Genomic DNA, 13,924 nt, shown 5'->3' on the forward strand with positions numbered 1-13,924 from the left:
CTAGCCTCCCGGCAGCAGAAAAGCAAAAACCGCCCGAAGGCGGTTCTTGTGCAGACAGCAAGCCAGGGGGCTTACTTCTTCTGGCGGTACTTGCGCAGGGCAGCGATCTGGGCCGCCATGACGGCGAGCTCGGACTGGGCCTTGGCCAGGTCAACATCGCTCTTGGCGTTCTTCAGCGCTTCCTCGGCTGCCTTGCGCGCCTCGTTGGCCTTGGCCTCGTCGAGGTCATGACCGCGGATGGCGGTGTCGCTCAGCACGGTGATGCACTTGGGCTGGACTTCGAGGATGCCGCCGGCAACGAACACGAACTCCTCGTCGCCGTCTTCCTTCTCGATACGCACTGCACCGGGCTTGATGCGCGTGATCAGCGGGATGTGGCCGGGCAGGATGCCCAGTTCACCAGCTTCGCCCGGCAGCGCCACAAACTTGGCGCGACCGCTGAAGATGGCCTCTTCGGCGCTCACTACCTCGACTTGTATCGTGCTCATCATTACTCCTTATAAAAGTTGGATGGAAAGCAAGCAATGAGGTGACTGGCTAGGCGCAGCGCGCCGCCGTACTCAGGGTACGGCGAGCACTGCAACGACGCCAGCCGCCTCAGTGCGCAGCTTTACGCCAACTTCTTCGCCTTTTCGAAGGCCTCGTCGATGGTACCGACCATGTAGAAGGCCTGCTCCGGCAGATGATCGCACTCACCGGCGGTGATCATCTTGAAGCCACGGATGGTTTCCGACAGCGGCACGTACTTGCCCGGCGAGCCGGTGAACACTTCGGCGACGTGGAAGGGCTGGGACAGGAAGCGCTGGATCTTGCGGGCGCGTGCCACGGCCAGCTTGTCTTCCGGAGCCAGTTCGTCCATGCCCAGGATCGCGATGATGTCGCGCAGTTCCTTGTAGCGCTGCAGGGTGCCCTGCACGGCGCGGGCAGTCGCGTAATGCTCTTCACCGACGACCAGCGGGTCCAGCTGGCGGCTGGTGGAGTCGAGCGGATCGACGGCCGGGTAGATACCCAGCGAGGCAATGTCACGCGACAGCACGACGGTCGAGTCCAGGTGGGCGAAGGTGGTGGCAGGCGACGGGTCGGTCAAGTCGTCGGCCGGCACGTACACGGCCTGGATCGAGGTGATCGAGCCCACCTTGGTCGAGGTGATGCGCTCCTGCAGGCGGCCCATTTCCTCGGCCAGCGTCGGCTGGTAGCCCACGGCGGAAGGCATGCGGCCCAGCAGCGCGGACACTTCGGTACCGGCCAGGGTGTAGCGGTAGATGTTGTCCACGAAGAACAGCACGTCCTTGCCTTCGTCACGGAAGGACTCGGCGATGGTCAGGCCGGTCAGCGCGACGCGCAGACGGTTGCCCGGCGGCTCGTTCATCTGGCCGTAGACCATGGCGACCTTGGACTCGCCCAGGTTGTCCAGGTTCACGACGCCGGAATCGGCCATTTCGTGATAAAAGTCGTTGCCTTCACGGGTACGCTCACCCACCCCGGCGAACACGGACAGACCGCTGTGCGCCTTGGCGATGTTGTTGATGAGCTCCATCATGTTCACGGTCTTGCCGACGCCGGCGCCACCGAACAGACCCACCTTGCCGCCCTTGGCGAACGGGCAGACCAGGTCGATCACCTTGATGCCGGTTTCCAGCAGCTCTTGCGACGGGCTCAGCTCGTCGTAGGCTGGGGCCTTGCGGTGGATCGAGGCGGTCAGCTCTTGCGAGACTTCGCCGCGCTCGTCGATCGGGTTGCCCAGCACGTCCATGATGCGGCCCAGGGTGGCCTTGCCAACCGGAACGGTGATCGGAGCGTGGGTGTTGGTCACCAGCATGCCGCGGCGCAGACCGTCGGACGAGCCCAGCGCAATGGTACGGACCACGCCGTCGCCGAGCTGCTGCTGCACTTCCAGGGTCAGCGCAGAACCTTCCATCTTCAGTGCGTCATAGACGCGCGGCATCTGGTCACGCGGGAACTCCACGTCCACCACGGCGCCGATACACTGAACAATCTTGCCTTGAACTTGAGCCATGATTGAAACCTTAAATATTCTCTAATTCTGTGAACCCGGCCTCAAACGGCCGCGGCGCCTGCCACGATTTCCGACAGTTCCTTCGTGATCGCGGCCTGGCGGGTCTTGTTGTAGACCAGCTTGAGCTCGTTGATCACGCTACCGGCGTTGTCGGTCGCGGCCTTCATGGCCACCATACGTGCCGACTGCTCGGACGCCATGTTCTCGGCGACGGCCTGGTAGACCTGGGATTCCAGGTAGCGCACCAGCAACTCGTCGATCACCGTGGCGGCATCGGGTTCGTAGATGTAATCCCAGTCGTGGCCCGGCTCGCCCTGCTGCAGCTCGGAAACGCTCAGGGGCAGCAACTGCTGCACCACGGCTTCCTGCTTCATGGTGTTGATGAACCGGGTGTAGCACAGGTACACCGCGCTCACGCGACCTTCGGCATAAGCATCGAGCAGCACCTTGACCGGGCCGATCAGCTTTTCCAGATGGGGCGTGTCGCCCAGGCCGGTGACATGCGAGACGACCTTGGCGCCGATGCGGTTCAGGAAACCCAGGCCCTTGTTGCCGATGGCGACCGCTTCCGCGGCCTGGCCCTTGGCCTGGACATCCTTGAACTGGTTCGTGACCAGGCGCAGCACGTTGGTATTCATACCGCCGCACAGGCCCTTGTCAGTCGTCACCACGACCATGCCGACCGTCTTCGCGTCAGCGTTGACCTGCATGAACGGGTGCGTGTACTCCGGGTTGGCCCGGCTCAGGTTACCGACGATCTGGCGCACCTTCTCGCTGTAAGGCCGAGCCTGGCGCATGCGGTCCTGCGCCTTGCGCATTTTGGAGGCGGCGACCATTTCCATGGCTTTGGTGATCTTCTTGGTGTTTTCCACCGATTTGATCTTGCCGCGTATTTCCTTGCCTGCTGCCATTGATGCTCCTTAGACGGACGCTATGCGCGCCGCTCAGTAGGTACCGGTCTTCTTGAACTCGGCGATGGCGGAGTTCAGTTCAGCTTCGGCGTCCTTGTCCATGGCCTTGGCAGCTTCCAGCTTGGACAGCAGGGCAGCGTGCTTGTGCTTCAGGTGGGCGTGCAGACCGGCTTCGAAAGCCAGGATCTTGTTGACCGCCACATCGTCCATGTAGCCCTTGTTGACCGCGAACAGGGTCGCGCCCATCAGGCTGATCGACAGCGGAGCGTACTGGGCCTGCTTGAGCAGTTCGGTCACGCGGGCACCGCGGTCGAGCTGCTTGCGGGTGGCTTCGTCCAGGTCGGAAGCGAACTGCGCGAAGGCAGCCAGTTCACGGTACTGCGCCAGGTCGGTACGGATACCCCCGGACAGGCCCTTGACCAGCTTGGTCTGTGCGGCGCCACCGACGCGCGACACCGAGATACCGGCGTTGATCGCGGGACGGATGCCGGCGTTGAACAGGCTGGTTTCCAGGAAGATCTGGCCGTCGGTGATCGAGATCACGTTGGTCGGAACGAAGGCGGACACGTCGCCAGCCTGGGTTTCGATGATCGGCAGTGCGGTCAGCGAACCGGTCTTGCCCTTGACGGCGCCCTTGGTGAAGGCTTCGACGTAGTCGGCGTTGACGCGAGCGGCGCGCTCGAGCAGACGGCTGTGCAGATAGAACACGTCGCCCGGATAAGCTTCGCGGCCCGGCGGGCGGCGCAGCAGCAGCGAGACCTGGCGGTAGGCCACGGCTTGCTTGGACAGGTCGTCATACACGATCAGCGCGTCTTCGCCGCGGTCGCGGAAGTACTCGCCCATGGTGCAGCCGGCGTAGGCCGACAGGTACTGCATCGCGGCGGATTCGGAGGCCGAAGCGGCGACGACGATGGTGTACTCCATCGCGCCAGCCTGCTCGAGGGCACGCACCACGTTCTTGATCGAGGAAGCCTTCTGGCCGATCGCGACGTAGATACAGGTGACGCCCTGGCCCTTCTGGTTGATGATGGCGTCGATCGCGACGGCGGTCTTGCCGGTCTGGCGGTCACCGATGATCAGCTCGCGCTGGCCACGGCCGACGGGAACCATCGAGTCGATCGACTTCAGGCCGGTCTGCAGCGGCTGGTCCACCGACTGACGGGCGATCACGCCCGGTGCAACCTTCTCGATCACGTCGGTCAGCTTGGCGTTGATCGGGCCCTTGCCGTCGATCGGAGCGCCCAGCGCGTTGACCACGCGGCCGACCAACTCGGGGCCGACCGGCACTTCGAGGATGCGGCCGGTGCACTTGACGGTGTCGCCTTCCGAGATATGCTCGTACTCGCCCAGGATCACGGCGCCAACGGAGTCGCGCTCGAGGTTCAGCGCCAGGCCGAAGGTCTGCTGACCGTCCTTGGTCAGCGGAAACTCCAGCATCTCGCCCTGCATGACGTCGGACAGGCCGTGGACGCGGACGATACCGTCGGTCACGGACACCACGGTACCCTGATTGCGCACGTCGGCAGCGGGGGCCAAGCCTTCGATGCGGGACTTGATCAGTTCAGAAATTTCTGCGGGATTGAGTTGCATGACTCTTTCCTTCTTTCGTATAGGTTTGCGCTTCGGGACACACCGCGGCTCACGCCGTCAGGGCCGCTTTCATTTGTTCCAGGCGGGCTTTGACCGTCAGGTCGAGCACCTCGTCACCCACGACCACGCGCACACCGCCGATCAGCTCGGGCTGCAGCACGACCTGCAGGTTGAGCTTGCGGGCGAAACGCTTTTCAAGGACGCCAGCCAGATCGGCCAGGGCCGCGCTGTCGATGTCGTAGGCGCTGTAGACCACGGCATCCGAAGCACCCAGCTGCGCATTCGCAAGCGTACGGAACTGGCGGGCAATTTCGGGCAGCACGGCCACGCGGCCGTTCTCGATCACGGTCAGCAGGAAATTGCGGCCGATTTCGGGAAGGGCCTGCTTGCAGACACCCGAAACGAGGTCGAACACCTGCTGGGCGCTGACCTTGGGGTTATCGGCAAATTGCAGCAGCTGCTCATTGCCAGCAATGGCAGCCAGCTCTTCGACCCACTGCGCGGTGGCAGCGGCATCGGCCTTGGCGGCCTTGAACAGCGCTTCAGCGTAGGGGCGGGCAATGGTGGCAAGTTCAGCCATGGTCAACCTTTATGCGCTGGTCAAAGTTCGGTCTTCAGGCGGGTCAACAGTTCGGCATGCACGCCGGCGTTGACTTCACGCTGCAGAATCTGCTCTGCGCCCTTGACGGCCAGTACGGCAACCTGCTCGCGCAGGACTTCGCGTGCCTTGATCACCTGCTGCTCGGCCTCGGCCTTGGCAGCGGCAATGATCTTGGCGGCTTCGTCGTTGGCACGGGCCTTGGCTTCGTCGATGGTCGCCTGTGCGCGACGCTCGGCGTCGGCGAGACGGGTGGCGGACTCGTTGCGCGACTTGCTCAACTCTGCCTCGACACGCTTGTTGGCGACGGCCAGCTCAGTCTTGGCTTTCTCGGATGCAGCCAGACCTTCGGAAATCTTCTGCGCACGCTCATCCAGTGCTTTGGCAATCGGGGGCCACACGAACTGCATCGTGAACCACACCAGAACCGCAAAGACGATCGCTTGCGCAAAGAGGGTTGCATTGATGTTCATCGCAACGCCTTTCTGTGTGTTATCGGGAGTTGAAACGCATTTGCTGTGACACGCGCCCCGGCCTCGGCCGGAGCACGTCCTTCCTCACAGCAAACTATCAGGCGGCGATGACGAAGGGGTTCGCGAAGGCGAACAGCAGGGCAACGGCGACACCGATCAGGAAGGCGGCGTCGATCAGGCCAGCCAGAATGAACATCTTGGTTTGCAAGTCGTTCATCATTTCAGGCTGACGAGCCGAAGACTCGAGGAACTTGCCACCCATGATGGCGATGCCGATAGAAGCGCCGACAGCACCCAGAGCGACGATGAGACCACAAGCCAGAGCAACCAGACCCAGAACGTTTTCCATGATGAATCCTTTGAAATGAGAGGAAGGTTAAGAAAGAAAAGCTACGAGAAACACAGTGCGCGGGTTACGCGAACTCAGTGCGCATCATGCGCTTGACCCAGATAAATCAGAGCCAGCATCATGAAGATGAACGCCTGCAGGGTGATGACCAGGATATGGAACAAGGTCCACACCGTGCCGGCGACCAGGTGCCCGACGAATAACAGGCCACCGCTGAGCGAGAGCGTGGCATAGCCACCCAACAGCGCGATCAGCATGAAAACCAGTTCACCCGCGAACATGTTGCCAAACAACCGCATGCCGTGCGAAACCGTCTTCGCCAGGAACTCGATCATTTGCATCAGGAAGTTCACCAGACCGAGCGGAATGGCAAACAGAGGATTCTTGCTGGTGCCGAAGGGTGCGCTGACCAGTTCGTGGCTCCAGCCGCCCAGACCCTTGATCTTGACGTTGTAGAACAGGCACATCAGCAGCACCGAGACCGACAGACCCAGGGTGGTCGACAGGTCGGCGGTCGGCACCACGCGCAGGTAGGCATGGTGCGGGTCATGGCCCTGTGCGGCGTAGACGCCTTCCCAGATCTTGGGCAGCAGGTCCAGCGGCAGCATGTCCATGAAGTTCATCATGAAGATCCAGACGAACACGGTCAGCGCCAGCGGCGAGACCAGCTTGCGGCTCTGCTCGTTGTGGATCAGGCCCTTGGCCTGGTTCTCGACCATCTCGACCAGGATCTCGATGGCGGCCTGGAAGCGACCCGGCACACCAGCGGTGGCCTTGCGCGCACCCAGCCACAGCACGAAGACCGACAGCAGACCCAGGGTCGCCGCGACCACGATCGAGTCGAGGTTCAGGTAGCTGAAGTCAACGATGCCCGACTGCTTGTCACCGTGGTTGGTCAGGTGCGTCAGGTGGTGCTTGATGTATTCGCCCGGGGTCGGGCCCACGCCTTCAATCGCCATGTTTGATTCAGCCATTAATAGTCACAAAATTTTCGACGTCCGAGCCGCCCGGCGGGAACGCATCCAGAGTTCCAGCCAATACGCCTTGAGCGCCACCACCAGTCCAGCCACCAGGGCCAACCAGCTCAGTCCGGGGACCAGCCTGGGTGCCTGCCACATCATGGCGAGCGCCAACAGCACCTTGACCCCTTCCCAAAAAAACAATCCTGCCAGCGACAGCCCGGACATTCCGGGAAACAGGCGCCGTATCAGCCTGGCCAGTCCGCTCGACGTCAGGCCGTAAGCCATCAGGGCCGTGGGCAGCAGGATGCACAAGACACCATAGGCAGCCGATCCGGCCACCTCCGCCCGGCGGGTCAACAACCACGCCAACGGCACCAACAGCAATCCCAGCAGCAGCTGCCAGAGCACCAGACGCCAGACCGACTCGCGCGGCTGACGGCTGCGCCACTCGGCCGCTTCTTCAGCGCTCAAACGCTTGAATTCTGGCTCAGGCACCCCATCTACTTCATCATCGTAGACAGAGCGGCGGTCTTCCGGCTCGTTCTTCATCACGCGTTCTCCGCGCAGCCAGGCTTAGCCCGAACCCCGCAAAGCCTCCCATTATACGTAGCAACCCTTAGTCTGCGTCAAGCGTTTTGCACCTTCATGACAGCCAGGCTTCAACTTGCCACATTGCTGCCTGGCATGCGCCATGCAGGCTTGGGATAATCCGCTTTTTACCTATCCTACCTTACGAATACGTGACAACCATGGACATCAACCGCCACATCCCGCCGGAACAATCCCTGATCGAATACCCCTGCCATTTCCCGATCAAGGTCATGGGCGCCCAGGTGGAAGGCTTCTGCGCCGCGATCGCGCATGTGGCGCGCCAGTTCGATCCGGGCTTCGATGCCGACACGATCGAGCAGCGTCCGAGCCGCAGCGGCAACTACCTGGGCCTGACGATCAGCGTCCATGTCACGAGCCGTGAGCAACTTGATGAACTTTACCGCACCTTGACCACCCATCCGATGGTCAAGATCGTGCTGTGAACATGCCGGCGCTCGAGATCAGCCGGCTCGGCCGGGTCGACTACCTGGCCACTGTCGCAGCCATGCAACAGTTCAGCGCCGAGCGCGGGCCCGACAGCCCGGACCAGCTCTGGCTTTGCGAGCACGCGCCGGTCTTCACCCAGGGGCTGGCCGGCAAGGCCGAGCATGTGCTGGCCGCGGGCGACATCCCGGTGGTGCAGACCAACCGCGGCGGCCAGGTCACCTACCACGGCCCGGGACAGGTCATGGCCTATCCCCTGATCGACCTGCAGCGCGCCGGCTACTATGTCAAGGAATATGTCTATCGGCTCGAGGAGGCCGTGATCCGCACGCTCGCGCATTGGAACGTGACCGGCCACCGGGTCGCCAGCGCGCCCGGCATCTATGTCCGGCTCGAGGACCCGTTCTCCCATGCGGCGCTGACCGGCCCGGCGCCGGACGGCGACCCCTTCCGCGGCCTGGGCAAGATCAGCGCGCTGGGCATCAAGGTGCACCGCCATTGCACTTACCACGGCCTCGCGCTCAACGTCGCGATGGACCTGGAACCCTACGAGCGCATCAACCCCTGCGGCTATGCCGGACTCAAAACCGTCGATCTCCATACAATCGGGGTCCAAGCTGCGCCCGAGGACGTGGCCGAGCTGCTGGGCCAGAAGCTTGGCGCCCTGCTGTTCGCCTGACAGGCAATCACCCCACTAGCCGAAAAATCCAGATGTCGAGCAACCCCGTCGTCCACCAGGCCGAAGACGCCGCCAACTACAACGCCAGCGCCAAGCAGAAGAGCCACGCCAAGACTGCGCGCATTCCGATCAAGATCGTGCCGGCGGAGGAAACGCTCAGGAAGCCGGACTGGATCCGCGTCAAGGCCGGCAGCCCGAGCACCCGCTTCTACGAGATCAAGGACACGCTGCGCGCCAACAAGCTGGTGACGGTGTGCGAGGAAGCCTCCTGCCCGAACATCGGCGAATGCTTCGGCAAGGGCACGGCGACCTTCATGATCATGGGCGACAAGTGCACGCGCCGCTGTCCGTTCTGCGACGTCGGCCATGGCCGCCCGGACCCGCTCGATGCCGACGAGCCCGTCAACCTGGCCAAGACCATCGCCGCGCTCAAGCTCAACTATGTCGTGATCACCAGCGTCGACCGCGACGACCTGCGCGACGGCGGCGCCGGCCACTATGTCGCCTGCATCCAGAAGACGCGCGAGCTCTCGCCCAAGACCCAGATCGAGGTGCTGGTGCCCGACTTCCGCGGCCGGCTGGACAAGGCGCTCGACGTGCTGGCCGAGGGCCTGCCGGACGTCATGAACCACAACATGGAGACGGTGCCGCGCCTGTACAAGGAAGCCCGCCCGGGCGCCGACTACGCGCACTCGCTCAAGCTGCTGAAGGACTTCAAGGCCCGCTTCCCGAACATCCCGACCAAGAGCGGCCTGATGGTCGGCCTGGGCGAGACCGACGAGGAAATCCTCGAAGTGATGCGCGACATGCGCGCGCACGACATCGACATGCTGACCATCGGCCAGTACCTGGCACCGAGCGGCCACCACCTGCCGGTGCGCCGCTACGTCCACCCCGACACCTTCAAGATGTTCGAAGCCAAGGCCTACGAGATGGGCTTCAGCCATGCCGCCGTCGGCGCCATGGTGCGCTCGAGCTACCACGCCGACCAACAGGCGCACGCCGCCGGCGTCTGAAGACTGGCACAGGCCAGGCAGCAAAAAGGCCAGGTCGCAAGACCTGGCCTTTTGCCTTGGCGGCCGGACTTACTTCTGCTCTTTGGCCTTGGGCTTCGCCAGGGCAGGCACGGGGCCCTGGTAGCCGACCGGCACCACCGTCACCTCGACCCGGCGGTTCAGGCTGCGACCCTCGGCCGTCTTGTTGCTGGCGACCGGCTCGGACTCGCCCCTCCCGTCGGCACGGATCTTGATCTGTGGCACGCCCTGGCTCACGAAATAGGCCTTGACCGAGTCGGCACGCCGCAGCGACAGCTTGCGGTTGTACTCGTCGGTACCGATCGAATCGGTATGACCGACCACGACATACACCTCGACATCCACGCCCTTGATCTTAGCCATCAGGTTGTCGAGTCCCCGCTTGCCTTCGGGCTTGAGCACCGACTTGTCGAAGTCGAACAGCGCGCTGGCCGGGAAGGTGACCTTGAGCGGCTGCTCAAGCTTGATCGGCACCGGCTTGGGAGCATTGACGGTCTTGTCGACCACCGCGATCTCGGGCGCATCGAAGGGACAGAGCTCTTCGGGCGGCAGCAGAGGTTCGCGGTCCTGGCCGGCCTCCTGCAGCCCGGGCTGATCAGGACGCGCCACGCCGAGCGCGGCCGTCAGCTGGCCCATGCTGGCCAGGGTGCGGGCCTGGGCGATGATCTCGTCGTAGCGCGCGTTGATATAGGCGCGGTTGGCCTCGAACAGCTCGTTTTGCGTGTCGAGCAGGTCAAGCAGGGTGCGCTGGCCGATGTCGAACTGCTGACGGTAGGCCTGCATTGCCTTTTCGGTCGACAGCTGGTGCGTCTGCAGGTAGCCAAGCTGCTCGTTGATCTTGAGCACGTCCTGGTAGGCGATCGCCAGCGTCTGGCGCACATCGCGGCAAGCCTTTTCCTGCAGGTCACGCGCCTGGAAGCGGTATTCGACCGCCTGTTTCTCACGCGCCTTGTCGTAGCCACCGCGGTACAGGTTGTAGTTGAGCACCACCTCGGCCACCTGGTCGCGCCGGCTGCCATCGACCCCATCGACGTTGCGCCCCCAGCTGTCGCGGATGCGGAAGTCGACGCGGGGCCAATAGGCTGATTTGCGCGTCTCGATATTGGACTGGCTTGAGCGCACGTTCTCGTAGGCGGCGTTGATGGTCGGGCTGTTGGGCAGGCCGATGCGCATCGCCTCGGTGGCGCTGGCCGGGATGCCCTTGAGCTTGAGGCCCTCGGCCAGGGCTGGCAGCTTGGTCGGCGGCTTCTCGCCCATGATGCGCAGGTAGCGGGCGCTGACATCGTGCAGGTTGGAGATTTCGGTCAGCAGGTTGGACTCGGCCAGCGCCAGTCGACCATTGGCCTGGTCGAGATCGACGCGGCGCGCCACCCCGGCGCGCGCCTTCTGGTCAATCTGTACCGCGGTGAGCTTGTGCTCGAGGAAGTTGGCACGCGCTTCCTCGACCAGCTCGCTGCGCCGTGCCACATCGGCATAAGCCTTGACGGCCTCCAGGCTGATGTTCTCGGAGGCCTCGAGCAGCTCGTAGTAGCGCACCAGCTTGGCATAACCCAGGCGCTTGACCTCGTTGCGCGTGAACATGCCGTCGAACAGCATCTGGGTCAGGGTGATCGAGCCGCCGGTACGGGTGTATTCGGTCCGGCTGCCGGTGGGCGTGGCGCCCGGATAGTCCTTCCACTCGCGACCGACGCCCAGCGTCAGGTCGACCTGGGGCTTGTAGCCGGCGGTGGCGGCTTCGCCATCGGCGACGGCACCGGTGTATTCACGCCAGCGCGCCTGCACCTCGGGGTTGGTGACGACGGCCTTCTGCACTGCGGTCACCAGCGGGGTCGGCAGGGCCTGGGCCGCTGCCACTCCACCGGTCATGACCAGGACGGCGCCCGCTATAGCGCGCATTTTTTTACTTTTTTTCATTCTCCCACCCTTTCAGTTCTGCGCATCCGTTACCCCGTGCGCACAGTTACATGCCGACACATCCGAGCCACTATATCAGTGGAGTCAATTTGCGAGTAGTCCCTCGCTGTTGTCAAAAAGACACGATTATGACGGTTTCCGCAGGGGCTGGACTTTGCTGCAGGTCGTCCCCTGCTTGCCCTGGGCCTCGGCTGAAGTCCGACCCGGCCGAGGCCGGATCGGACGAACCGGAAAGTGGTCAGTAATCCACGACCAGCTTGTTGCTGGCCAGCAGGTTCGCGATCTTGCTCGCATCGTCGGCACCGGCCAAGGTGACGCCCTCCAGAACAATAGTCAAGTTGGAAGGATTCACTCCGTCCGGGTTGCCCCCATTGACCGTGACGCCGATCGTGGTGTTCCCCCCGGCAGTCTCGAAGTGCAGGTAGTTCTCGAGGCTGCCGCTGGTACCAACAGCAGCGCCTTGATGTTCGCCCTGCAGCAGGTCGCGCAGGTCCAACTTGTCCTGGCCATTGCCGAAATCGGTGATGGTGTCGACCGAACCTCCCGTGCCGTGGTCGTTGCGATGCCAGACAAAGGTATCGGCCCCTGTCCCTCCCGTCATGGTGTCGGAACCCAGGCCACCAACCAGGAGGTCATCGCCGCTGAGACCATCGAGGATGTCGTTGCCGTCTTCCCCGAGCAGCAAGTCGTTGCCGCTGGTGCCGTTGATGGTGTTGCCTGCGGAGTCGCCGGTCAGCGAAACCTTCAGGTCGATCGGCAGCGCGCCAGTGGCACGGTCGCCATCGTCATCGACCAGCGCGTAGCCGACATCCAGATGGAAATCCGCACTGGGCGTGAGCTGCAGCTGGTAGCGGCCATCATCAAAGTCAACGGTGAACTGGCCAGTTCCAACCGACACCTGCAGCAGATGCGCGGCACCAAAGGCGCCGGCCTGTCTGTCCGCGCCTCCGGTGACGTCGATGCTGTTCGTCGCGGTGTTCCAGGTATAGGTCGTGCCCTCCAGGGTTATCGATTCGACATGACCGCCATCGGACCCGAACGACAGGTAGCCGAGAGAATCGATGGCCTTGCCGCTGGTGGAAGGATCGGTCATCGGACCGTCATCGTCAAAAGTGAAGAACGAGGCGGTCGAGTTGATGAGGGTGACGTAACCGGCCATGCCGAAGGCATCCGAATCGGCATCGGTGCGGTTGACGTCATATTCCAGGCGCACCAACCTGCCGGCCGATGCCAACTTCAACATGGCCGATTCGTCATGCTTGGTGGTGTCGGTGTGCCGGATCGCCTCGTACAAGGTGGTCTGCAATTGATAGACGGCCGGATCTCCGCTAGCGGCGGTATTCACAATCTCGATCCTGAATACGTCGCTGCCGCCATCAGCATCGCGGCCGACGAGGACGCTTCTTGCCAGGGAACTGCCGTCTTGCAGATAAAGCTGGATCACGCCGCCTGCCGTGGATGACAGGTTGGTCGCCAAGCCGCCCGAGAAGTCTGCGAAGCCCAGCACCCCGGTGGTGCTGCCGGGACCGTCCGCCCCATAGTCTCCCGACAAGGTGAACAGGCTGACCAGCCCGCCGCCAATCGAGGTGGTGACACGGCCCAGCCAGCTACCGCCGTCATCGGTGTTGCCGGCATGGGTCGTTGTAGCCTCTGCAGACGTGGCGTAGCGGTCAGGTCCCAGGGTTTCATCCACATTGATCGACTGCATGGCGCCCGCGTTTCCGGAAACCGTCAGCGTAGGGAAATCGTCCTTGAAGCTCAGAGCACCGGTCAGGTCCACTGTCGCCGGTCGCGTGTCGCCGTCCCGGTCATGTATCGTCGCGCTCAATGTGATCAGGCCGCTACCGGTCAGCCCAGTCGCGTCGTCCGGATCCACCGAGTTGGGATGGAGCACCGCGCGCTGCTGATCGAGCGTGATGGTCTCGCCGGACAGGCTCAGGCGGAACGACACCGCACCGCTCGGATCGGCACCACCTGCCCCGCCTACGCGGCCCACCACGGCGTCCCCCTCCTTGTAGAGGTAGACCGAAAAACCCGTTGCGCTGTCGTTCAAGCCCGAATCGGGTGCCGCACCGGCTTGCACCCCCAGGGTATAGCCATCTACAGTGCCCGCTCCGTCGGCACCGTAATTCGGGGTGAACAAGCCCGCTGTGACAAAGTTCTGCGTTGCGTCGACACTGAGGGTGCTTTCATCGACTTGCAGCCAGGCCGATGTGGGAACCACTGTCGCCAAGCTCGGCCCGTCGTCCTTCAGGCTGAACACGCCCGCGCTCAGGTCCAGGTTGTGCGTGGCGCTGTCACCGTCCGCGTCGGTCACCGTCGCGCGCAGCAGCAAGGCGCCTGCCGCCGCGTTGAGCGGCGC

At 63.3% G+C, this 13,924-nt stretch carries 14 protein-coding genes; 3 read left to right on the plus strand and 11 right to left on the minus strand.

Annotation, left to right across the window (positions count from 1 at the left end; translation table 11 throughout):
• Positions 1–71: 71 nt before the first annotated feature.
• From C6P64_RS12990 to C6P64_RS13030, 9 genes are all read right to left on the minus strand, one after another.
• Positions 72–488 (minus strand): F0F1 ATP synthase subunit epsilon, encoded by a 417-nt coding sequence (locus C6P64_RS12990; protein WP_105749004.1) that lies wholly within the window; start codon positions 486–488, stop codon positions 72–74.
• A gap of 122 nt (positions 489–610) precedes the next feature.
• Positions 611–2,017 carry a F0F1 ATP synthase subunit beta gene (gene atpD, locus C6P64_RS12995; RefSeq protein WP_105748989.1) on the minus strand — a complete coding sequence of 469 codons (1,407 nt, stop codon included), beginning with the start codon at positions 2,015–2,017 and terminating at the stop codon, positions 611–613.
• A gap of 41 nt (positions 2,018–2,058) precedes the next feature.
• The gene (gene atpG, locus C6P64_RS13000) at positions 2,059–2,928 is read right to left on the minus strand and encodes a F0F1 ATP synthase subunit gamma (RefSeq protein WP_105748990.1); all 870 of its coding nucleotides are present in this window, start codon (positions 2,926–2,928) and stop codon (positions 2,059–2,061) included.
• Between the two features lie 33 nt (positions 2,929–2,961).
• Positions 2,962–4,518, minus strand: a complete 1,557-nt coding sequence (atpA, locus tag C6P64_RS13005) for a F0F1 ATP synthase subunit alpha (protein ID WP_105748991.1) — start codon at positions 4,516–4,518, stop codon at positions 2,962–2,964.
• Positions 4,519–4,567: 49 nt separating this feature from the next.
• Complete coding sequence (locus tag C6P64_RS13010) at positions 4,568–5,098, minus strand: F0F1 ATP synthase subunit delta (RefSeq protein WP_105748992.1); 531 nt, start codon at positions 5,096–5,098, stop codon at positions 4,568–4,570.
• Positions 5,099–5,118: 20 nt separating this feature from the next.
• The gene (locus C6P64_RS13015; protein WP_105748993.1) at positions 5,119–5,589 is read right to left on the minus strand and encodes a F0F1 ATP synthase subunit B; all 471 of its coding nucleotides are present in this window, start codon (positions 5,587–5,589) and stop codon (positions 5,119–5,121) included.
• A gap of 97 nt (positions 5,590–5,686) precedes the next feature.
• The gene (atpE, locus tag C6P64_RS13020) at positions 5,687–5,938 is read right to left on the minus strand and encodes a F0F1 ATP synthase subunit C (RefSeq protein ID WP_105728181.1); all 252 of its coding nucleotides are present in this window, start codon (positions 5,936–5,938) and stop codon (positions 5,687–5,689) included.
• Positions 5,939–6,012: 74 nt separating this feature from the next.
• Entirely contained in the window at positions 6,013–6,897 is an 885-nt protein-coding gene (gene atpB, locus C6P64_RS13025) for a F0F1 ATP synthase subunit A (protein ID WP_105748994.1), read from the minus strand.
• 21 nt (positions 6,898–6,918) lie between these two features.
• On the minus strand, positions 6,919–7,449 hold the full coding sequence (locus C6P64_RS13030; protein WP_105748995.1) for an ATP synthase subunit I: 531 nt from the start codon (positions 7,447–7,449) through the stop codon (positions 6,919–6,921).
• A 200-nt stretch (positions 7,450–7,649) separates the two neighbouring features.
• Here C6P64_RS13030 and C6P64_RS13035 point away from each other — a divergent pair, with 200 nt between their 5' ends.
• Genes C6P64_RS13035 through lipA form a run of 3 tightly spaced genes read left to right on the plus strand, consistent with a single transcriptional unit; the run spans position 7,650 to position 9,630 of the window.
• Complete coding sequence (locus C6P64_RS13035) at positions 7,650–7,934, plus strand: HP0495 family protein (RefSeq protein ID WP_105748996.1); 285 nt, start codon at positions 7,650–7,652, stop codon at positions 7,932–7,934.
• Between the two features lie 2 nt (positions 7,935–7,936).
• Positions 7,937–8,614, plus strand: coding sequence for a lipoyl(octanoyl) transferase LipB (lipB, locus tag C6P64_RS13040; RefSeq protein ID WP_105748997.1), 678 nt, complete (start codon positions 7,937–7,939; stop codon positions 8,612–8,614).
• A gap of 32 nt (positions 8,615–8,646) precedes the next feature.
• Positions 8,647–9,630 (plus strand): lipoyl synthase, encoded by a 984-nt coding sequence (gene lipA / locus C6P64_RS13045; protein WP_105748998.1) that lies wholly within the window; start codon positions 8,647–8,649, stop codon positions 9,628–9,630.
• Between the two features lie 69 nt (positions 9,631–9,699).
• Here the strand turns inward: lipA and C6P64_RS18720 are convergent, their stop codons facing one another.
• Positions 9,700–11,544, minus strand: a complete 1,845-nt coding sequence (locus tag C6P64_RS18720) for a TolC family outer membrane protein (RefSeq protein WP_105748999.1) — start codon at positions 11,542–11,544, stop codon at positions 9,700–9,702.
• Between the two features lie 256 nt (positions 11,545–11,800).
• The coding region (locus C6P64_RS13055) for a DUF5801 repeats-in-toxin domain-containing protein (RefSeq protein ID WP_146115925.1) at positions 11,801–13,924 on the minus strand (2,124 nt) is incomplete at its 5' end.

It is taken from the genome of Malikia granosa (genome assembly GCF_002980595.1).
GTDB lineage: Bacteria > Pseudomonadota > Gammaproteobacteria > Burkholderiales > Burkholderiaceae_C > Malikia > Malikia granosa.

Excerpts from the sequence above, each read along its gene's own strand:
- C6P64_RS12990 (WP_105749004.1), bottom strand. The coding sequence starts at position 488 with ATGAGCACGATACAAGTCGAGGTAGTGAGCGCCGAAGAGGCCATCTTC.
- atpD (WP_105748989.1), bottom strand. The coding sequence starts at position 2,017 with ATGGCTCAAGTTCAAGGCAAGATTGTTCAGTGTATCGGCGCCGTGGTG.
- atpG (WP_105748990.1), bottom strand. The coding sequence starts at position 2,928 with ATGGCAGCAGGCAAGGAAATACGCGGCAAGATCAAATCGGTGGAAAAC.
- atpA (WP_105748991.1), bottom strand. The coding sequence starts at position 4,518 with ATGCAACTCAATCCCGCAGAAATTTCTGAACTGATCAAGTCCCGCATC.
- C6P64_RS13010 (WP_105748992.1), bottom strand. The coding sequence starts at position 5,098 with ATGGCTGAACTTGCCACCATTGCCCGCCCCTACGCTGAAGCGCTGTTC.
- C6P64_RS13015 (WP_105748993.1), bottom strand. The coding sequence starts at position 5,589 with ATGAACATCAATGCAACCCTCTTTGCGCAAGCGATCGTCTTTGCGGTT.
- atpE (WP_105728181.1), bottom strand. The coding sequence starts at position 5,938 with ATGGAAAACGTTCTGGGTCTGGTTGCTCTGGCTTGTGGTCTCATCGTC.
- atpB (WP_105748994.1), bottom strand. The coding sequence starts at position 6,897 with ATGGCGATTGAAGGCGTGGGCCCGACCCCGGGCGAATACATCAAGCAC.
- C6P64_RS13030 (WP_105748995.1), bottom strand. The coding sequence starts at position 7,449 with ATGAAGAACGAGCCGGAAGACCGCCGCTCTGTCTACGATGATGAAGTA.
- C6P64_RS13035 (WP_105748996.1), top strand. The coding sequence starts at position 7,650 with ATGGACATCAACCGCCACATCCCGCCGGAACAATCCCTGATCGAATAC.
- lipB (WP_105748997.1), top strand. The coding sequence starts at position 7,937 with ATGCCGGCGCTCGAGATCAGCCGGCTCGGCCGGGTCGACTACCTGGCC.
- lipA (WP_105748998.1), top strand. The coding sequence starts at position 8,647 with ATGTCGAGCAACCCCGTCGTCCACCAGGCCGAAGACGCCGCCAACTAC.
- C6P64_RS18720 (WP_105748999.1), bottom strand. The coding sequence starts at position 11,544 with ATGCGCGCTATAGCGGGCGCCGTCCTGGTCATGACCGGTGGAGTGGCA.